The organism is Pseudomonas sp. B21-040 (assembly GCF_024748695.1).
Lineage (GTDB): Bacteria > Pseudomonadota > Gammaproteobacteria > Pseudomonadales > Pseudomonadaceae > Aquipseudomonas.
Window position 1 is genome coordinate 6,251,708 of sequence record NZ_CP087176.1, and the last position, 19,041, is coordinate 6,270,748.

Sequence of the window (19,041 nt, forward strand, 5' to 3'; positions counted from 1 at the left end):
CTTTCAAAAATCATACGCCTGTGACCGGTTCAAGCCTTGTCCGCCGCCTGCGCCTTGGCGGCCGGCAAGGTGAAACCGGACACCGAACGCCGCAGCTGACTGGCCATTTTAGCCAGGTTGCCGATGCTCTCGGCAGTGGCGGTGGAACCGGACGAGGTCTGCGAGGTGATCTGTTGAATCACGTTCATCGTCAGGGAAATCTGCCCGGCCGAAGACGTTTGTTGCTGCGCAGCATTGGAAATACTCTGGATCAACGCCGCGAGGGTCTTCGATACGCCTTCGATTTCTTCCAGGGCCACACCGGCATCCTGCGCCAGACGCGCTCCCCGCACCACTTCGGTGGTGGTCTGCTCCATGGAAATGACCGCTTCGTTGGTGTCCGTCTGGATCGCCCGCACCAGGGTTTCGATTTGCCGGGTCGCGGCGGATGAACGCTCGGCCAGGCGCTGGACTTCGTCGGCCACCACGGCAAAACCGCGCCCGGCGTCACCGGCCATCGATGCCTGGATCGCCGCGTTGAGCGCGAGTATGTTGGTCTGGTCGGCAATGTCATCGATCAGGCTGACAATGTCGCCAATTTCCTGGGAGGACTCGCCCAGACGCTTGATGCGCTTGGCGGTGTCCTGAATCTGCTCGCGAATGTTGTCCATGCCGTGGATGGTGTTGTGCACCACTTCGTTGCCCTTGTTGGCAATTTCCACCGAACGCTCGGCCACCGCTGACGACTCGGCGGCATTGGCCGAGACCTGATCGATGGACTGGGCCATGTCGTTGATCGCCGTCGAGGCTTCGGAGATCTGCTGCGCCTGATGCTCCGAGGCTTGTGCCAGGTGCATGGCGGTGGCCTGGGTTTCCTGCACGGCGGCGGCCACCTGGCCGGCAGTGAGGTTGATGGTCGCCACCAGGTCGCGCAATTGGTCCACGGAATAGTTGATCGAGTCGGCAATGGTCCCGGTGAAGTCTTCGGTCACCGAGGCGGTGACGGTCAAGTCGCCGTCGGCCAGGTCTTCGATTTCGTCCAGCAGGCGCATGATCGCGCTCTGGTTACGTTCGTTCTTTTCGGCGGTTTCCCGAAGCTGACGATTGGTTTCGCGCACCATCACCATCCCTATCAGAATGATCGACATCAGCGCCAGCAGGCCCAGCACGTAACCGCCGATGGTGTCGGTATTGCGCCCGCCGGCAAGGTTTTCGAACCCGGTGGCCAAGTGCGAGGCTTCATCGAGCAAGGTTTGCGACAGGGTAAATATGTTGGTGGCCGACTCGCGGACCTTGAACAATTCGGGGGAGGTTTCGAGGATTTCATCCACCGAGCCCGAGACGAATTCAAACAGCTCGGAAATCTCGCTCAAGCGAGCGCGAGCATCGCGGTCCTCGACCTGGCTGATTCTCAGCGCCACATTGCCCTGAAGCATGCCGTTGAGCACCTGGCCGAAACGCGCGGCATCGCGGCCGAAGGCGTCGGCGGCCTGCTGCGAGTTTTCGTCGCCGGACAGCACGGTGTTCACCGCGCCCAAAATGCGCTCGGCCAGCAGCGATTGGCGCTGGGCCATCGCCACCTGCGCGGCCGGTGCGCCGCGTTGCAGGAGGATTTCGACGACTTTCTCGTACTCGACCTGCAACTGCGGCACGGTTTCGGCCAGGGTCGCCGCGACCTGATGCAGCGACAGCACCGTCTGCTCGCTGGAGAGAATGGCGTCGGTGTTTTTCAGCAAGCGTTCCCAATCGAGCTGCACGGCGCGCATTTCCGGGCGCACGGTGGTCGGCGCTGGCGGCAGGCCGGTGGCCGGGTCGCCCTTCTTCAGGTATCCCCAACGCAGGGCAAAGTCGTTGCGCGCATCACTGAGCAACTTGAACGCGGCCGCTTTGCCAGCGGCAGCTTCGGAGGCATTTTTGGCGATGCGCTGGGACAGCACGCGCAGCTCGCCGGCGTGGCCGATGTACTGTTTGTCGTACGTGGCTTGGGTATTGAGGTAAGCGAAATTGGCGAACAGCAGCATGATGAACACGATCAGCGCGATAAACAGCACGATGATCTGCGAACGGCTGCGCGATCCTTCTGGCTTGCCTGTTTGTGCTTTTGTCATCGGTCCTCGCCTGTCCTGCCCAATTCACTACTCGCCCTTGTAGGAGCAGGGCTTGCCCGCGATGGCATCACCCCGGTCCAAAGTGAGACCGCGCCGTCTGCATCGCGGGCAAGCCCGGCTCCTACAGGGTCCGGGGATTACACCGCTACATGCATAAAGCTTTGTGACTGCGCCAGCGCAAACGGGCTGAACACCTGCCAGGCCTGCTCTCGCTGAAACCGGCCTTTGACGAAGCCCGACATTGGCCCGTTCAAATGATCTGCCGGCTGCAGGCTGTCCTGGGCAAAGTGCTGCAAGCCGAAGACTTCGTCGACCAGCAACCCGGCAAAAATTTCGTTATGTTCCACCACCAACACGCGCCGCTGCTTGCGCACAGCCGAGGCTTCGTGGCCAAAAAAACCACCCAGGTCCATGATCGGCAGCAATCGCCCACGCAAGTTGGCCACCCCTTTGACCCAGGGTTTGACGCCCGGCAATTGGGTGAAGCGCGGTTCATGCAGGACTTCGCTGACTTCGCCCATCGGCGCGACGTACCAGTCCTCGCCCAAGCGAAAACCAATGCCGCTCCAGCTGTCCTGTCGGGTCGGCTGGGACGGCAAATCCGCCGCCAGCAGACGACAGCGCTGATCGATCTGCAGCAGCAGCTCGAAAGCCGTCAGCGATTCAGTCATGGGCGGACGTTCAACCGGCCAGCACGTTGTTCAGGGTTTTGATCAGGGTTTCTTCGTCGACCGGTTTGGTCAGGTAATCCTTGGCCCCCTGGCGCGTTCCCCAGACCTTGTCGGTTTCCTGATCCTTGGTGGTGATGATGATCACCGGGATGTGCCCGGTTTCCGGGTCTTTGGTCAGCTGGCGAGTCGCCTGGAAGCCGTTGAGGCCAGGCATGACGATGTCCATCAGCACCGCGTCGGGTTTTTCCTGGCGGGCCAGGGCCACGCCGTCGGCGCCGTTTTCGGCTTTCAACACTTCGTGACCGTGCTTTTCCAGCATGCCGGTCAGTTTGTACATTTCGGTCGGCGAATCATCGACGATCAGAATACGAGCCATGGTCTTCCCCATTCTTGTCGACACCGGGCCCGCTGGCCGAGCGTCACTGTGCGTGTCCTACTGCGGCAAAACGGCGGCGAAGCCCGGAACATGGGCCTGGATCGCGTTCAGCAGTTCTTCCTTGCTGAAAGGCTTGGTCAAAAACTGGTCGGAGCCAACGATGCGCCCCTTGGCCTTGTCGAACAGCCCGTCCTTGGACGACAGCATAATCACTGGCGTGGACTTGAACGCACTATTGTTCTTGATTAAAGCGCAGGTCTGATAGCCATCCAGACGCGGCATCATGATGTCGACAAAGATGATGCCGGGATGGTTATCGGCAATCTTGGCCAGCGCATCGAAACCGTCGATGGCCGTAATGACTTCACAACCCACATTCTTCAACAGCGTTTCGGCGGTGCGACGAATCGTCTTCGAATCGTCGATCACCATGACCTTCAAGGCGCTGGAATGCTGATCCATAAATGCTCTACCGTCGCCTTTGCGAAACAAATTGTCCGTTTGCGCTCGAAACCCTTGATACTCAAGGGCCAGCATGACATGGCAGCCTTTTTAGCACAGTCTCCAAAACCAATCTATCGGCCGACTTGCACGATGGTTTTTCCTTGACCGGGAACACACTCAGCGCCACTCTGACGCCACTTTTTCATGTCCATTCGGACCACCCAAATTCGAGGAAAAACCCATGAGCGTTCGCGTCGGGATTGTCATGGACCCCATTGCCAGCATCTCCTATAAAAAGGATAGCTCGCTGGCCATGCTGCTGGCCGCGCAGAAGCGCGGCTGGGAACTGTTCTATATGGAACAGCGCGATTTGTACCAGGGCGAAGGCCAGGCTCGCGCGCGGATGCGTCCGCTGCAAGTGTTCGCCAACCCGGAAAAATGGTTCGAACTGGGCGCCGAGAGCGATGCGCCGCTCAGCGATCTGAACGTGATCCTGATGCGCAAGGATCCACCGTTCGACATGGAGTTCGTTTACTCCACCTATTTGCTGGAACAAGCCGAAAGCGCCGGCGTGCTGGTGGTCAACAAGCCGCAGAGCCTGCGTGACTGCAACGAAAAACTGTTCGCCACGTTGTTTCCGCAGTGCACACCACCGACCGTGGTCAGCCGTCGCGCCGATGTGTTGCGTGAATTCGCCGCCAAGCACGGCGACGTGATCCTCAAGCCGCTGGACGGCATGGGTGGCACGTCGATCTTCCGTCATCGCGCTGGCGATCCGAACCTGTCGGTGATCCTGGAAACCCTGACGGCGCTGGGCGCCCAGCAGATCATGGGCCAGGCGTACCTGCCGGCGATCAAAGACGGCGACAAACGCATCCTGATGATCGACGGCGAGCCGGTGGATTACTGCCTGGCGCGCATTCCGGCCGCCGGAGAAACCCGTGGAAACCTGGCCGCCGGTGGTCGTGGCGAAGCCCGTCCATTGACCGAGAAGGATCGCTGGATCGCGGCACAAGTGGGCCCTACCCTGCGTGAAAAAGGTCTTTTGTTTGTTGGCCTGGACGTGATCGGCGAGCATCTGACCGAAATCAACGTCACCAGCCCGACCTGCATCCGCGAAATCGATAACGCCTTTGGCACCGACATCGGCGGCCTGCTGATGGATGCCATCGATCAGAAGCTCAAGGCTCGCTGATATAGAACAGTCTAAGGACCCCCAACATTGCGTTATCATGCGCGGCCTGTGAAAAACGCGATGTTGGTTTTCTTGCCATGACCCTCCCGTCCGATCTGCCTGCTGAACTCGCCCATCGTGGCGTGCGCCCGGCCGATCGCCTCGGTTTTACCCTGTTTCTCGCGGCGTTGATTCACCTGGCCTTGCTGTTGGGCGTCGGCTTTACGATGGTCGAACCCAAAACCATCAGCAAAACCCTGGAAATCACCCTCGCCACCTTCAAAAGCGAAAAGAAGCCCGAAAAAGCCGATTTCCTCGCCCAGGAAAATCAGCAAGGCAGCGGCACCCTGGATAAAAAAGCGATTCCCAAGACCACCGAGGTCGCGCCGTTCCAGGACAACAAAGTGCAGAAAGTCACGCCACCGCCCGCCGCCAAGCCTGAAGTACAGGAAGCAGCGCCCAAGGCAGCCGTGACTACCGTCGCACCCCAACCTAAAAAAGCGCCGGCCAAGAACGAAGAGGTCAAGCCACAGGCCAAGCCTGCCGTGGCCGCGCCGACGTTTGACAGTGCCCAGCTGTCCAGCGACATCGCCAGCCTCGAAGCGGAACTGGCCAATGAACAACAGCTGTACGCCAAGCGCCCGCGCATTCACCGCTTGAGCGCGGCTTCGACCATGCGCGACAAAGGCGCCTGGTATAAGGACGAATGGCGCAAGAAGGTCGAGCGCATCGGCAACCTCAATTACCCCGACGAAGCCCGACGCAAGCAGATTTACGGCAATTTGCGCTTGATGGTTTCGATCAACCGGGACGGCTCGTTGTATGAAGTGCTGGTGCTGGAGTCGTCCGGGCAGCCGCTGCTGGATCAGGCGGCACAGCGGATCGTGCGGCTCGCGGCCCCGTTTGCGCCGTTTACCGGGGATCTGTCGGACATCGACCGGCTGGAAATCATCCGCACCTGGAAATTTGCCCGCGGCGACCGCCTCTCGAGCAATTGAACACTGCATATCCCCCTGTGGGAGCGGGCTTGCCCGCGAAGAGGTCGGCACATTCAGCATAAATGTCGACCGACCTGACGCCTTCGCGGGCAAGCCCGCTCCCACAATGATCTCTGTTGCCGGGGAAAATCGGGGCATTTCCCGTGCATCCCCAGCTTGTCAGTTCGCCCCTCCAACGCCACACTAGCGCTCATGAAGAACGTCAGCCCCAGCTACCTCAAGCATCACTTCCTGATCGCCATGCCTCACATGGCCGACCCGAACTTTGCGCACACCTTGACCTACATCGTCGAGCACACGGCCAATGGTGCCATGGGGCTGGTGATCAACCGCCCGCAAGACCTGAACCTGGCCGAGATCCTTGAGCAACTGCGCCCGGACATCGAGCCCCCACCGCTGTGTCGGCATGTGCCGATTTTCATCGGCGGCCCGGTGCAGACGGATCGCGGTTTTGTCCTGCACCCCAAAGGGCAGAGTTATCAGGCGACCGTTGATCTGGAAGGCGATCTGTCCCTGTCCACCTCTCAAGACGTACTGTTTGCCATTGCCGACGGTGTCGGCCCGGCGAAAAGCCTGATTGCCCTCGGCTACGCCGGTTGGGAAGCCGGGCAACTGGACGCCGAACTGGCTCAGAACGCCTGGCTGACCTGCCCGTTCGACGCCGACATCCTGTTCAACACCAGCAGCGAATTGCGTCTGGAAGCGGCGGCCAAGCATCTGGGCGTCAACCTCAGCCTGCTCACCAGCCAGGCGGGGCACGCCTGATGGCCCTGCGCCTGATATTGGGTTTCGACTACGGCACCAAACAGATCGGCGTCGCGGTCGGCCAGGTGATTACCGGCCAGGCCCGCGAGTTGTGTACGTTGAAAGCGCAGAACGGCGTTCCGGACTGGAATCAGGTCGAAGCCCTGATCAAAGAATGGAAACCCGACGCAGTGGTGGTGGGCCTTCCCTTGAACATGGATGGCACCCCAAGCGACATGTGCCTGCGCGCGGAGAAATTCGCCCGCCGCCTCAACGGCCGCTACAACCTGCCTTTCTATACCCACGATGAACGCCTGACCACGTTTGAAGCCAAAGGCGAACGACGTGATCGTGGCGGGCAAAAAGGCAGTTACCGCGACAACCCGGTGGATGCCATCGCCGCCGCCCTGCTGCTGCAAGGCTGGCTCGACGAAAACACCGCATTGTTCGAATCCTGAAGAGGCGCAGCAAGCGTCTCTACTTAGCGACAACCCGAGCCAGGCGTCACACCCGCAGAACCCGGCTCGGGCCCAAGAAGGAGCAACCATGAGCCTGCCCAATCCCGCCGAACTGATCAGCCAGATGGCGATCCGTCTCAAGGCACACCTGGAACACCGTGGCATCAGCGAACCGCGTTATATCGGTATCCGTACCGGCGGCGTCTGGGTCGCCCAGGCGTTGCTCGAAGAACTGGGCAGCGATTCGCCGCTCGGTACGCTGGACGTGTCCTTCTACCGCGACGACTTCAGCCAGAACGGCCTGCACCCACAGGTTCGCCCGTCGGCACTGCCATTCGAGATCGAAGGCCAGCATCTGGTGCTGATCGACGACGTGCTCATGAGCGGCCGGACCATCCGCGCCGCCATGAACGAACTCTTCGACTACGGCCGCCCGGCCAGCGTAACGCTGGTCTGCCTGCTGGACCTGGACGCCAGCGAACTGCCGATCCGCCCGAACGTGGTTGGCGCGACGCTGTCACTGGCCGCCCATGAACGAGTGAAGCTGTCCGGCCCCGAACTCAAGCTTGAACTGCAAGACCTCGCCCTTTAATCCGCCCTATTGAGAGTCCCCTCGCGATGACGCCTCTAGATACCAAGCGCCCGCTGCAGCTCAATGATCAGGGCCAGCTGCGCCACTTCCTCTCGCTCGACGGTTTGCGCCGCGAGCTGCTGACGGAAATCCTCGACACTGCTGACTCGTTCCTCGAAGTCGGCGCCCGGGCCGTGAAGAAAGTCCCGTTGCTGCGCGGCAAGACCGTGTGCAACGTGTTCTTCGAAAACTCGACCCGCACTCGCACCACCTTCGAACTGGCGGCCCAGCGGCTGTCGGCGGACGTGATCACCCTGAACGTGTCGACCTCGTCGGCGAGCAAGGGCGAAACCCTGCTCGACACCCTGCGCAACCTGGAGGCCATGGCCGCCGACATGTTCGTCGTGCGCCACGGCGACTCCGGCGCCGCGCACTTCATCGCCGAGCATGTGTGCCCGCAAGTGGCAATCATCAACGGCGGCGACGGCCGTCACGCGCACCCGACGCAGGGCATGCTCGACATGCTCACCATCCGCCGGCACAAGGGTGGTTTTGAAAATCTCTCGGTGGCCATCGTCGGCGACATCCTGCACTCGCGGGTGGCGCGCTCGAACATGCTGGCCCTGAAAACCCTGGGTTGCCCGGACATCCGCGTGATCGCGCCGAAAACCCTGCTGCCCATCGGCATCGAGCAATACGGCGTGAAGGTTTACACCGACATGACCGAAGGCCTGAAAGACGTCGACGTGGTGATCATGCTGCGCCTGCAGCGCGAACGCATGGCCGGCGGCCTGCTGCCGAGCGAAGGCGAGTTCTACCGCCTGTTCGGCCTGACCACCGCACGCCTGGCCGGGGCCAAGCCCGATTGCATCGTCATGCACCCGGGGCCGATCAACCGTGGGGTGGAAATCGAGTCGGCGGTGGCCGACGGCCCGCACTCGGTGATCCTCAACCAGGTAACCTACGGTATTGCGATTCGTATGGCCGTGCTGTCCATGGCCATGAGCGGGCAGACTGCGCAACGTCAATTCGAGCAGGAGAACGCCCAGTGAAGCTCAGTATTCTCGGCGCCCGCGTGATCGATCCAGCCACGGGGCTGGATCAAGTAACCGATATCCACATTGAAGCCTGCAAAGTCGTCGCCCTTGGCGCTGCGCCAGCCGGTTTTGTCGCCGTCGACACAATCGACGCCCATGGCCTCGTGGCTGCTCCCGGCCTGGTTGACCTGAACGTCGCCCTGCGCGAGCCGGGTTACAGCCGCAAAGGCTCGATCATCAGCGAAACCCGCGCAGCAGCCGCCGGTGGCGTCACCAGCCTGTGCTGCCCGCCGAAAACCAAACCGGTGCTGGACACTTCGGCCGTGGCCGAACTGATCCTCGACCGCGCGCGTGAAGCCGGCAACACCAAAGTGTTCCCGATTGGCGCCCTGAGCAAAGGCCTGGACGGCGAACAGCTTGCCGAGCTCGTTGCGCTGCGCGATGCCGGTTGCGTGGCCTTCGGCAATGGCCTGGAGAGCTTTCGCAATACCCGCACCCTGTGCCGGGCGCTGGAATACGCGGCGACATTCGACCTCACGGTGATTTTCAATTCCCAGGACCATGATCTGGCCGAAGGTGGCCTGGCCCATGAAGGCCCGACCGCCAGTTTCCTCGGCTTGCCGGGCATACCGGAAACCGCGGAGACCGTGGCCCTGGCCCGCGATCTGTTGTTGGTTGAGCAGAGCGGCGTGCGCGCGCACTTCAGCCAGCTCACCAGCGCTCGCGGCGTGGCCCTGATCGCGCAGGCCCAGGCCCGCGGGCTGCCGGTGACCGCCGATGTCGCCCTGTATCAGCTGATCCTGACGGATGAAGCCTTGATCGACTTCAGCAGCCTCTATCACGTCCAGCCACCGCTACGCACCCGCGCCGACCGCGATGGCCTGCGCGAGGCAGTGAAATCGGGTGTGATCTCGGCCATTTCCAGCCATCACCAGCCACACGAGCTGGACGCCAAACTGGCGCCGTTCGGCGCCACGGAGCCGGGCATCAGCAGTGTTGAATTGCTGCTGCCGTTGGCGATGACGCTGGTGGAGGATGGTTTGCTCGACCTGCCGACGTTACTGACACGCTTGAGCACCGGCCCGGCCGAGGCCTTGCGCTTGCCGGCAGGTCGTTTGGCGGTCGGCGGGCCGGCGGACATCGTGCTGTTCGACCCGACAGCGTCGACGGTGGCGGGTGAAACCTGGTTGTCCAAGGGTGAAAACTGCCCGTTCATCGGGCATAGCCTGCCGGGCGTAGTGCGTTACACCCTGGTGGATGGGCGGATCAGTCACCAGGCATAAGACCGCGTGGCTACAATCGCGAGCAAGCTTTGCTCCTACGGGATTGTGTATGAACACCCTGTAGGAGCATGGCTTGCCAGCGATGGCTTACTGGAAAGCACCTCTGTTCTGAGCGTTACGCACGGAAACCTGGTCATTCAGTGTCCAGAAGTCATACAGCACCCCCACAAAGAACAACCCGCCCGTCACCAGGTACAGCAAGCCGCTGATCCACTTCCCCTGATACATCCGGTGCACGCCGAACACCCCTAGAAACGTCAGCAGAATCCACGCCACGTTGTACTCGATAGGCCCAGCGGTGAACCGAAGGTCAGCTTCACGGTCCATAGCCGGGATCAGAAATACGTCGATCAGCCAGCCAATCCCCAGCAAACCAAAGGTGAAGAACCAGATCGTCCCGGTCACAGGCTTGCCGTAATAGAAGCGGTGAGCCCCGGTAAAACCAAAAATCCACAGCAGATACCCGATCACTTTGCTGTGAGTATCCTGATGCGCGGCCGACTGTTGATAGCTGTTCATGAATGACCTCGATTCACACGATAGAGAAATATTCTTTAAATCTTTGTGACTTTTTTACAGGTAGCCGACGTATGGCAAATGCTACCGTGGGTCCCGTCAAAGCCTTATAGCACCTGACTTCTGTCCGACAATTGCGTCAATCTGCCGCTTGTTTGGTTCAAATGGCCACCAGGTTGAATCGACCAACGGCCTCGGAAGGGTAAAAAAAGCTGTTATAAAGTTGCGCGTTCACCCATTCGAGCCCTGCCTAATGCGTCCATTTTTCAAGACATGGCTAACCATTTGCCTTTTGATGCCACTGGCCGCCCACGCCACCAATCGTGAGCAACGTCTTCCAAACGTTAATGGTTACACCCCAAAATCCCATGCTTCTGCTCCTTCGAACAAAAGCAAACAAACTGCAAAACTGTCGAGCGAACCGAGCAACGCCAACAGCAAACTTGTACCGCCGATGGCGAGCAAGGAAAGCAGCAATGTGCTGAGCCGCGCCGTCAACGTCCTCGGTACTCCCTACCGTTGGGGCGGCAGTAGCCCAAGTAAAGGGTTCGATTGCAGTGGCCTGGTGAAATACGCGTTCAACGACGCTACGTTTGACCTGCCGCGCACTTCCAATGCCATGGCCAGCGGTCATGGCGAGAAAGTCGATCGCGACGAACTGAAGCCCGGCGACCTGATTTTCTTCAACATCAAAAGCCGTCGAGTCAATCACGTTGCCATCTACCTGGGCAATGACCGCTTCATCCACGCGCCCCGCCGTGGCAAGTCGGTGAGCATCGATACGCTGAAGAAACCGTACTGGGAAAAACACTACGTGGTTGCCAAGCGGGTTCTGCCAAAAGAACCGAATCAGATGCGCGTCGTACAGCGCTGATGAAATCCCGGGCCTGACCCGGGATGATCACTCCCACGCTCTGTGTGGGAGCGATCACCTCCTCCTCAGAAGTTATCCGGCGACCGCGCCTTATCCCGCGCATGCTCGCGACTGATCAAGCCCTTGGTCACCAACTCCTTCAAGCACATATCCAGCGTCTGCATCCCCAGCGATCCTCCCGTCTGAATCGATGAGTACATCTGCGCCACCTTGTCCTCGCGGATCAGGTTACGGATCGCCGACGTACCCAACATGATCTCGTGCGCCGCAATCCGCCCGCCGCCGATCTTCTTCACCAGTGTCTGCGACACCACCGCCAGCAACGATTCCGACAGCATCGACCGCACCATCGACTTCTCATCCCCCGGAAACACATCCACCACCCGGTCGATGGTTTTCGCCGCTGACGTGGTGTGCAGCGTGCCAAACACCAGATGCCCGGTCTCGGCAGCGGTCAGCGCCAGGCGAATGGTCTCCAGGTCCCGCATCTCCCCTACCAGAATCACGTCCGGGTCTTCGCGCAGGGCCGAGCGCAGGGCCGTGGCAAAGCTGCGCGTATCGCGATGCACCTCGCGCTGGTTGATCAGGCATTTGCGCGATTCGTGGACAAACTCGATCGGGTCTTCGATGGTGAGGATGTGGTGATGGCGATGGCTGTTCAGGTAGTCGATCATCGCCGCCAACGTGGTGGACTTGCCGGAACCGGTCGGCCCGGTGACCAGCACCAGCCCGCGCGGCGCATCGGTGATCTTGCGAAACACCTCGCCCATGCCGAGGTCGTCCATGCTCAGAACCTTCGATGGAATGGTCCTGAACACCGCCCCGGCGCCACGGTTCTGGTTAAACGCGTTCACCCGAAAACGCGCCACACCAGGCACTTCGAATGAGAAATCGGTTTCCAGGTGTTTCTCGAAGTCCACCCGCTGGGTGTCGTTCATGATGTCGTGGATCAGTTCCTGTACCTGTTTGTGATCCAGGGCCGGCAGGTTGATGCGCCGTACATCGCCGTCGACACGGATCATCGGGGGCAGGCCAGCTGACAAGTGCAGGTCGGATGCGCCCTGTTTAGCGCTGAAAGCCAGCAGCTCAGTGATATCCATAGCGCTCCTCAATTCCAGTAGAATGCCGCGAACCTTCAGACCGCTGGCGCACATTGAATGTCCACGATAGCAGACAACATTGCTCAGGTTAGTTCACGCATCCGCGCCGCCGCCCTGGCTGCCGGGCGCGATGAGCACAGCGTTCAACTGCTGGCCGTGAGCAAGACCAAACCCGCCGAAGCCGTGCGTGAAGCCTATGCCGCCGGCCTGCGCGACGTTGGCGAGAATTACCTGCAGGAAGCCTTGGGCAAACAGCTCGAACTGGCCGACCTGCCCTTGATCTGGCACTTCATCGGCCCCATTCAATCGAACAAGACTCGCGCTATCGCCGAGCACTTCGACTGGGTGCACTCCGTGGATCGCTTGAAAATCGCACAACGCCTGTCCGAACAACGCCCTGCCGATTTGCCGCCACTGAACATCTGCATCCAGGTCAACGTCAGCGGTGAAGCCAGCAAATCCGGCTGCACCCCGGCCGACCTGCCGGCCTTGGCCAATGCCATCAACGCCTTGCCTCGCATAAAGCTGCGCGGGCTGATGGCAATTCCCGAGCCGACTGAAGATCGCGCCGCCCAGGATGCCGCTTTTGCTGCCGTGCAGCACTTGCAAGCCAGCCTGAACCTGCCGCTCGACACACTTTCCATGGGCATGAGCCACGACCTTGAGTCGGCCATTGCCATGGGCGCCACCTGGGTCCGCGTTGGTACGGCCCTGTTCGGCGCCCGCGACTACGGCCAGCCTTGAAACCCTGGCTGACACCACTCTTTATAAGGACCTGACATGAGCAAAACCCGTATTGCCTTTATCGGTGCCGGCAACATGGCCGCCAGCCTGATCGGCGGCCTGCGCGCCAAAGGTCTGGACGCTGCGCAGATCCGCGCCAGCGATCCCGGTGCCGAAACCCGCGCCAAGGTCGCTGCCGAACACGGCATCGAAGTATTCGCCGACAATGCCGACGCCATTCAAGACGCCGACGTGGTCGTCCTGGCGGTCAAACCTCAGGCGATGAAAGCCGTGTGCGAAGCGATTCGCCCAAGCCTGAAGCCCAATCAACTGGTGGTGTCGATTGCCGCTGGCATCACCTGCGCCAGCATGAACAACTGGCTCGGCGCCCAGCCGATCGTGCGCTGCATGCCTAATACCCCGGCGCTGCTGCGTCAGGGCGTGAGTGGTTTGTTCGCCACGGCCCAAGTGAACGCCGATCAACGCCAGCAAGCCCAAGAGTTGCTGTCGGCTGTCGGCATTGCCCTGTGGCTCAACGAAGAACAGCAACTGGACGCCGTCACTGCGGTGTCCGGCTCCGGCCCGGCGTACTTTTTCCTGCTGATCGAAGCCATGACCGCCGCGGGCGTGAAGCTAGGCCTGCCAGCAGACATCGCCGCACAACTCACCCTGCAAACCGCGCTGGGCGCCGCGCACATGGCGGTCGCCAGCGATGTCGATGCCGCCGAACTGCGTCGTCGTGTAACGTCGCCTGCGGGCACCACGGAAGCTGCGATCAAGTCGTTCCAGGCCGGCGGCTTCGAAGCCCTGGTCGAAACGGCACTCGGCGCCGCCGCGCATCGCTCGGCCGAAATGGCTGAGCAACTTGGTCGCTAATCAGCTCTTACAAAGGATTCAATAATGCTAGGACTCAATGACGCTGCCGTTTTCATCATTAAAACCTTGGGCAGCCTGTACCTGCTGATCGTGCTGCTGCGCTTCATCCTGCAACTGGTCCGGGCGAATTTTTACAACCCGCTCTGCCAGTTCATCGTCAAAGCCACCCAACCGCTGCTCAAGCCACTGCGCCGGGTGATCCCGAGCATGTTCGGGCTGGACATGTCGTCGCTGGTGCTGGCGCTGATCCTGCAGATGCTGCTGATGGCGGTCATCCTCACGCTCAAAGGCTTCGACGTTGACTGGCTGCTGTTGGTGCCATGGTCGATCATTGCGCTGTTCTCGCTGTTCTTGAATGTGCTGTTCTACGCAATGATCATCAGCGTGATTCTGTCCTGGGTCGCCCCGGGCAGCCACAATCCGGGGGCTGAGTTGGTCGGCCAGATCACTGAACCGGTACTCGCGCCGTTCCGCCGCATCATTCCGAACCTGGGCGGCCTCGATATTTCGCCGATCTTCGCGTTCATCGCGATCCAGCTGCTGCAAAGCTGGCTGATCCCGCGCCTTGCGTTCTATGCGTTCATGCCGCAGGGCCTGCTTGGCCTGATCTGATGAGCTACTACCGCTGGGACGGTGACGACCTGATTCTGGAGTGTCACCTGCAACCGGCCGCCCGCAGCGATGATTTCTGCGGGCTGCATGGGGATCGCCTGAAAATCCGCCTGACAGCACCACCGGTCGAAGGCAAGGCAAATGCTTACCTGATGGCGTTTCTGGCCAAGGCGTTTGGGGTCTCCAAGAGCCAGGTGAGTTTGATCAGCGGTGAGCTGAACCGGCAGAAACGGGTGCGGATCTGTTCGCCGAAGAAGCTGCCGGAGTTGCCCGGATTGGCCCGACCTTGATCGTTCCCACGCTCCGCGTGGGAATGCAGCCTGTGACGCTCCGCGTCACCGCCGAAGCAGACGCGGAGCGTCCATTGAGGCATTCCCACGCAGAGCGTGGGAACGATCATGGGTAGTCGCTTGCTGCTAGGGGCAGCGGTCTTTAGACTTACGCCTCATTTCAACGAGAGCAGGGTCGATGCCAACTGCCTTTCCCCCCGATTCTGTTGGTCTGGTGACGCCGCAAGTGGCGCACTTCAGCGAACCCCTGGCCCTGGCCTGCGGGCGTTCGCTTCCAGCCTATGACCTGATCTACGAAACCTACGGCACGCTGAATGCCACGGCGAGCAACGCCGTGCTGATTTGCCATGCGTTGTCCGGTCACCATCACGCTGCCGGTTTTCACAGCCCCGACGACCGTAAACCCGGTTGGTGGGACAGCTGCATCGGGCCCGGCAAGCCGATCGACACCACCAAATTCTTCGTGGTCAGCCTGAACAACCTTGGTGGTTGCAACGGTTCCACAGGCCCGAGCAGCATCAACCCGGACACAGGCAAGCCCTTCGGCGCCGATTTCCCGGTGCTGACCGTGGAAGACTGGGTGCACAGCCAGGCGCGTCTGGCCGACCGCCTCGGCATCGCCCAATGGGCAGCAGTGATCGGTGGCAGCCTTGGCGGCATGCAGGCTATGCAATGGAGCATCACTTACCCCGACCGCATTCGTCACTGCCTGGCCATCGCCTCGGCCCCCAAGCTGTCGGCGCAGAACATCGCGTTCAACGAAGTGGCGCGCCAGGCCATCCTCACCGACCCCGAATTCCACGGCGGTTCGTTCCAGGAAGCCGGCGTGATTCCCAAGCGCGGTCTGATGCTGGCCCGGATGGTCGGGCACATCACCTACCTGTCCGATGATTCGATGGGCGAAAAATTCGGCCGTGGCCTGAAAAGCGAAAAGCTCAACTACGATTTTCACAGCGTGGAATTCCAGGTCGAAAGTTACCTGCGCTATCAGGGCGAAGAGTTCTCCGGGCGCTTCGACGCCAACACCTACCTGCTGATGACCAAGGCGCTGGACTACTTCGACCCGGCAGCGAACTTTGATGATGACCTGGCGAAAACCTTCGCCAATGCCCAGGCCAAGTTCTGCGTGATGTCGTTCACCACCGACTGGCGCTTCTCCCCTGCCCGCTCGCGGGAACTGGTGGACGCGCTGATGGCCGCGAAAAAAGACGTCTGCTACCTCGAGATCGACGCCCCGCAAGGCCACGACGCCTTCCTGATTCCGATCCCGCGCTACCTGCAAGCCTTCAGCAACTACATGAACCGCATTTCGCTTTGAGGAAGACATGAGAGCCGATCTGGAAATCATCCAGGAATGGATCCCCGCCGGCAGCCGCGTGCTCGACCTCGGCTGCGGCGATGGCGAACTGCTGACCTGGCTGCGCGACCACAAGCAAGTCACCGGCTATGGCCTGGAAAACGACCCGGACAATATCGCCGAGTGCGTGGCCAAAGGCATCAACGTCATCGAGCAGGACCTGGACAAGGGCCTGGGCAACTTTGCCAGCAACAGCTTCGACATCGTGGTCATGACCCAGGCGCTGCAAGCCGTGCATTACCCGGACAAGATCCTCGACGAAATGCTGCGCGTTGGGCGCCAGTGCATCATCACTTTCCCCAACTTCGGTCACTGGCGCTGCCGCTGGTACCTGGCGAGCAAGGGCCGGATGCCGGTCTCCGAGTTTCTGCCGTACACCTGGTACAACACGCCGAACATCCACTTCTGCACCTTCGAAGACTTTGAGGCGTTGTGTCGCGAACGTGAAGCCAAGGTCATTGATCGGCTTGCCGTGGATCAACAGCATCGGCACGGGTGGGCCAGTAAGCTATGGCCTAATCTGTTAGGTGAGATCGGTATTTACCGCGTCAGCAGCCCCGGGCTGCAGGATCACAAGGTCGCTGTCTGAACCACGACATTCCAAGGAGAACGAATATGGGTCGTCTAGCGCTGTTTCTACTCACTGCCTGCCTGAGCGTCACGGCCATGGCTGCGGACGCCATCAAGGGCGATCGCCAGGAAACCTTTGGCGACGTGACGGTGCACTACAACACCTTCAACTCCACATTCCTGACACCGGACATCGCCAAATCGGCGGAGTTGATCCGCAGCAAGAACCAGGGCGTGATCAATGTTGCCGTGATCAAGGAAGGCAAGCCGCTGGTGGCGCAGGTGAGCGGCACGGTCAAAGACCTGACCAGCCAGAGCGTGCCCCTGCAATTCAAACAAATCACCGAACAAGGTGCGATCTACTACATCGCGCAATACCCGGTGGATCAGCAGGAAGTCCGCACCTTCGAAATCAAGGTGCAGAACGGTGACAAAATCAACACCATCAATTTCAACCAAGAGCTATTCCCCGGCGAATGATCAACTTCACGCAACTCGTATTGGCCAGCCATAACGCCGGCAAACTCAAGGAACTCCAGGCCATGCTCGGCGACTCGGTGCAACTGCGCTCGATCGGCGAGTTCAGCAGCGTCGAACCTGAAGAAACCGGCCTGTCGTTCGTCGAGAACGCCATCCTCAAGGCCCGCAACGCCGCGCGCATCTCCGGCCTGCCGGCGCTCGCCGACGACTCTGGGCTGGCAGTGGATTTCCTCGGCGGTGCGCCGGGTATCTATTCGGCTCGTTATGCCGATGGCAAGGGCGATGCGGCGAACAACGCCAAGTTGCTCGACGTCTTGAAAGACGTGCCCGAGGCCGAGCGCGGCGCGCAGTTTGTCTGTGTATTGGCACTGGTGCGTCACGCCGATGATCCGTTGCCGATCCTCTGCGAAGGCCTGTGGCACGGGCGCATCCTGACGGCGGCCAGCGGTGAACACGGTTTCGGCTATGACCCGCTGTTCTGGGTGCCGGAGCGCGATTGCTCCAGCGCCGAACTGAGCCCGAGCGACAAGAACCAGATCAGTCACCGCGCCCGTGCAATGGATCTGCTGCGCCAGCGTCTGGGCTTGAAATGACCCGTGAATCATCCGCGTCGCCGCTGATCTTCGGCGGTGACGCCCAATCGCCACGGGCGGCACTGCCCGTGCTGCCGCCCTTGGCGCTGTACATCCACATTCCGTGGTGTGTGCGCAAATGCCCTTATTGCGACTTCAACTCCCATACCGCCAGCCCGGTGCTGCCGGAAGAAGAGTACGTCGATGCGCTGCTGGCTGACCTCGATGAAGACTTGCACGCGGTTTACGGCCGCGAACTGAGTTCGATCTTCTTCGGTGGCGGCACGCCAAGCCTGTTCAGCGCCGAAGCCTTGGGCCGATTGCTCAAAGGCGTGGAACAACGCATCCCGTTTGCGCATGACATCGAAATCACCCTGGAAGCCAATCCGGGAACGTTCGAGCAAGACAAGTTCGTGGCGTACCGGAAACTGGGGATCAATCGCCTGTCGATCGGCATCCAGAGTTTTCAGGAAGAGAAACTCAAGGCCCTGGGGCGGATTCACAACGGCGACGAAGCGGTACGCGCCGCTGGCATGGCCCGTCAGGCCGGGTTCGATAACTTCAACCTGGACTTGATGCACGGCCTGCCCGATCAGTCCCTGGAAGATGCCCTGAACGACCTGCGTACCGCCATCGCCCTGAAACCGACTCATTTATCCTGGTATCAGCTGACGCTGGAGCCGAACACGGTGTTCTGGAACCAGCCACCGACACTGCCGGAAGACGACACCCTGTGGGACATTCAGGAAGCGGGTCAGGCGCTGCTCGCCGAACACGGTTACGCGCAATACGAAGTGTCGGCGTATGCCCAGCCGGGTCGCCCGGCGCGGCATAACCTCAATTACTGGAGCTTTGGCGACTTCATCGGTATTGGCGCGGGCGCCCACGGCAAGCTCAGCCATCCGCACGGGCGCATCGTGCGCACCTGGAAGACACGCTTGCCCAAGGATTACCTCAATCCGGCCAAAAGCTTCAAGGCGGGCGAGAAGGCGCTGACTAACGATGAGATGCCGTTCGAGTTCCTGATGAACGCGTTGCGCCTGACCGAGGGCGTCGAATCGCGACTGTATCCGGAGCGCACCGGGCTGAGCCTGGAAAGCCTTGCCGAACACCGTCGCGAAGCCGAACAAAGTGGCTTGTTGCAGGTCGAACCGTCACGTCTGGCGGCCACGACGCGCGGACAACTGTTTCTCAATGACTTGTTGCAGACATTTCTGAGCTGATTTCA

Annotated in this window: 23 protein-coding genes; 17 read left to right on the forward strand and 6 right to left on the reverse strand. The window is 60.6% G+C overall.

The features are described from left to right. Positions 1 to 29 precede the first annotated feature (29 nt). The 4 genes from LOY55_RS28650 to pilG all read right to left on the reverse strand — a co-directional run bounded on the left by LOY55_RS28650 (position 30) and on the right by pilG (position 3,596). Positions 30 to 2,087: a methyl-accepting chemotaxis protein gene (locus LOY55_RS28650; RefSeq protein WP_258667176.1), complete on the reverse strand. Its 2,058-nt coding sequence runs from the start codon at positions 2,085 to 2,087 to the stop codon at positions 30 to 32. Between the two features lie 137 nt (positions 2,088 to 2,224). Further along, on the reverse strand, positions 2,225 to 2,758 hold the full coding sequence (locus LOY55_RS28655; protein ID WP_109785623.1) for a chemotaxis protein CheW: 534 nt from the start codon (positions 2,756 to 2,758) through the stop codon (positions 2,225 to 2,227). 10 nt (positions 2,759 to 2,768) lie between these two features. Continuing rightward, positions 2,769 to 3,134 (reverse strand): twitching motility response regulator PilH, encoded by a 366-nt coding sequence (gene pilH / locus LOY55_RS28660; RefSeq protein ID WP_008068134.1) that lies wholly within the window; start codon positions 3,132 to 3,134, stop codon positions 2,769 to 2,771. 57 nt (positions 3,135 to 3,191) lie between these two features. Next, on the reverse strand, positions 3,192 to 3,596 hold the full coding sequence (gene pilG, locus LOY55_RS28665) for a twitching motility response regulator PilG (protein WP_027926573.1): 405 nt from the start codon (positions 3,594 to 3,596) through the stop codon (positions 3,192 to 3,194). A gap of 223 nt (positions 3,597 to 3,819) precedes the next feature. On the opposite strand from pilG, the gene gshB reads away from it, so the two are divergent. The 7 genes from gshB (at position 3,820) to LOY55_RS28700 (ending at position 9,843) form a co-directional block, all read left to right on the forward strand. Continuing rightward, positions 3,820 to 4,773 (forward strand): glutathione synthase, encoded by a 954-nt coding sequence (gshB, locus tag LOY55_RS28670; protein WP_046029757.1) that lies wholly within the window; start codon positions 3,820 to 3,822, stop codon positions 4,771 to 4,773. A gap of 77 nt (positions 4,774 to 4,850) precedes the next feature. Continuing rightward, positions 4,851 to 5,750: an energy transducer TonB gene (locus LOY55_RS28675; protein WP_077431107.1), complete on the forward strand. Its 900-nt coding sequence runs from the start codon at positions 4,851 to 4,853 to the stop codon at positions 5,748 to 5,750. 192 nt (positions 5,751 to 5,942) lie between these two features. Further along, on the forward strand, positions 5,943 to 6,515 hold the full coding sequence (locus LOY55_RS28680) for a YqgE/AlgH family protein (protein WP_046029751.1): 573 nt from the start codon (positions 5,943 to 5,945) through the stop codon (positions 6,513 to 6,515). Further along, a complete protein-coding gene (ruvX, locus tag LOY55_RS28685; protein WP_003195067.1) occupies positions 6,515 to 6,952 on the forward strand; it encodes a Holliday junction resolvase RuvX in 438 nt (145 codons plus the stop codon). The genes LOY55_RS28680 and ruvX overlap by 1 nt, the downstream gene beginning before the upstream one ends. Positions 6,953 to 7,040: 88 nt before the next feature. Next, complete coding sequence (pyrR, locus tag LOY55_RS28690; RefSeq protein WP_046029746.1) at positions 7,041 to 7,544, forward strand: bifunctional pyr operon transcriptional regulator/uracil phosphoribosyltransferase PyrR; 504 nt, start codon at positions 7,041 to 7,043, stop codon at positions 7,542 to 7,544. Between the two features lie 26 nt (positions 7,545 to 7,570). Continuing rightward, positions 7,571 to 8,575 carry an aspartate carbamoyltransferase catalytic subunit gene (locus tag LOY55_RS28695; RefSeq protein ID WP_046029744.1) on the forward strand — a complete coding sequence of 335 codons (1,005 nt, stop codon included), beginning with the start codon at positions 7,571 to 7,573 and terminating at the stop codon, positions 8,573 to 8,575. Further along, positions 8,572 to 9,843: a dihydroorotase gene (locus LOY55_RS28700; RefSeq protein ID WP_109785625.1), complete on the forward strand. Its 1,272-nt coding sequence runs from the start codon at positions 8,572 to 8,574 to the stop codon at positions 9,841 to 9,843. The genes LOY55_RS28695 and LOY55_RS28700 overlap by 4 nt, the downstream gene beginning before the upstream one ends. 87 nt (positions 9,844 to 9,930) lie before the next feature. On the opposite strand, the gene LOY55_RS28705 is transcribed toward LOY55_RS28700, so the two are convergent. After that, the gene (locus tag LOY55_RS28705; protein ID WP_046029742.1) at positions 9,931 to 10,362 is read right to left on the reverse strand and encodes a TM2 domain-containing protein; all 432 of its coding nucleotides are present in this window, start codon (positions 10,360 to 10,362) and stop codon (positions 9,931 to 9,933) included. A gap of 250 nt (positions 10,363 to 10,612) precedes the next feature. Between LOY55_RS28705 and LOY55_RS28710 the strand changes: the two genes are divergently transcribed. Then, on the forward strand, positions 10,613 to 11,233 hold the full coding sequence (locus tag LOY55_RS28710) for a C40 family peptidase (RefSeq protein WP_046029741.1): 621 nt from the start codon (positions 10,613 to 10,615) through the stop codon (positions 11,231 to 11,233). 65 nt (positions 11,234 to 11,298) lie between these two features. Here LOY55_RS28710 and LOY55_RS28715 read toward each other — a convergent pair whose 3' ends face one another. Beyond that, positions 11,299 to 12,333 carry a type IV pilus twitching motility protein PilT gene (locus LOY55_RS28715; protein ID WP_046029740.1) on the reverse strand — a complete coding sequence of 345 codons (1,035 nt, stop codon included), beginning with the start codon at positions 12,331 to 12,333 and terminating at the stop codon, positions 11,299 to 11,301. A gap of 57 nt (positions 12,334 to 12,390) precedes the next feature. Here LOY55_RS28715 and LOY55_RS28720 point away from each other — a divergent pair, with 57 nt between their 5' ends. From LOY55_RS28720 to hemW, 9 genes are all read left to right on the forward strand, one after another. Beyond that, the gene (locus LOY55_RS28720) at positions 12,391 to 13,077 is read left to right on the forward strand and encodes a YggS family pyridoxal phosphate-dependent enzyme (protein WP_046029739.1); all 687 of its coding nucleotides are present in this window, start codon (positions 12,391 to 12,393) and stop codon (positions 13,075 to 13,077) included. 36 nt (positions 13,078 to 13,113) lie between these two features. Next, positions 13,114 to 13,932, forward strand: a complete 819-nt coding sequence (gene proC / locus LOY55_RS28725; RefSeq protein WP_077431104.1) for a pyrroline-5-carboxylate reductase — start codon at positions 13,114 to 13,116, stop codon at positions 13,930 to 13,932. Positions 13,933 to 13,956: 24 nt separating this feature from the next. Further along, on the forward strand, positions 13,957 to 14,544 hold the full coding sequence (locus LOY55_RS28730; RefSeq protein WP_046029737.1) for a YggT family protein: 588 nt from the start codon (positions 13,957 to 13,959) through the stop codon (positions 14,542 to 14,544). Then, on the forward strand, positions 14,544 to 14,834 hold the full coding sequence (locus LOY55_RS28735; protein ID WP_109785627.1) for a DUF167 domain-containing protein: 291 nt from the start codon (positions 14,544 to 14,546) through the stop codon (positions 14,832 to 14,834). The genes LOY55_RS28730 and LOY55_RS28735 overlap by 1 nt, the downstream gene beginning before the upstream one ends. 178 nt (positions 14,835 to 15,012) lie before the next feature. After that, positions 15,013 to 16,152 carry a homoserine O-acetyltransferase gene (locus LOY55_RS28740; RefSeq protein ID WP_223522931.1) on the forward strand — a complete coding sequence of 380 codons (1,140 nt, stop codon included), beginning with the start codon at positions 15,013 to 15,015 and terminating at the stop codon, positions 16,150 to 16,152. A gap of 7 nt (positions 16,153 to 16,159) precedes the next feature. Further along, complete coding sequence (gene metW, locus LOY55_RS28745; protein ID WP_046029734.1) at positions 16,160 to 16,780, forward strand: methionine biosynthesis protein MetW; 621 nt, start codon at positions 16,160 to 16,162, stop codon at positions 16,778 to 16,780. Positions 16,781 to 16,806: 26 nt separating this feature from the next. Beyond that, positions 16,807 to 17,241, forward strand: a complete 435-nt coding sequence (locus LOY55_RS28750) for a DUF4426 domain-containing protein (RefSeq protein ID WP_109785629.1) — start codon at positions 16,807 to 16,809, stop codon at positions 17,239 to 17,241. Beyond that, positions 17,238 to 17,834, forward strand: a complete 597-nt coding sequence (gene rdgB, locus LOY55_RS28755) for an RdgB/HAM1 family non-canonical purine NTP pyrophosphatase (RefSeq protein ID WP_109785630.1) — start codon at positions 17,238 to 17,240, stop codon at positions 17,832 to 17,834. Before LOY55_RS28750 ends, rdgB begins: the two co-directional genes overlap by 4 nt. Then, entirely contained in the window at positions 17,831 to 19,036 is a 1,206-nt protein-coding gene (hemW, locus tag LOY55_RS28760) for a radical SAM family heme chaperone HemW (RefSeq protein WP_109785631.1), read from the forward strand. Before rdgB ends, hemW begins: the two co-directional genes overlap by 4 nt. Positions 19,037 to 19,041: the final 5 nt, after the last annotated feature.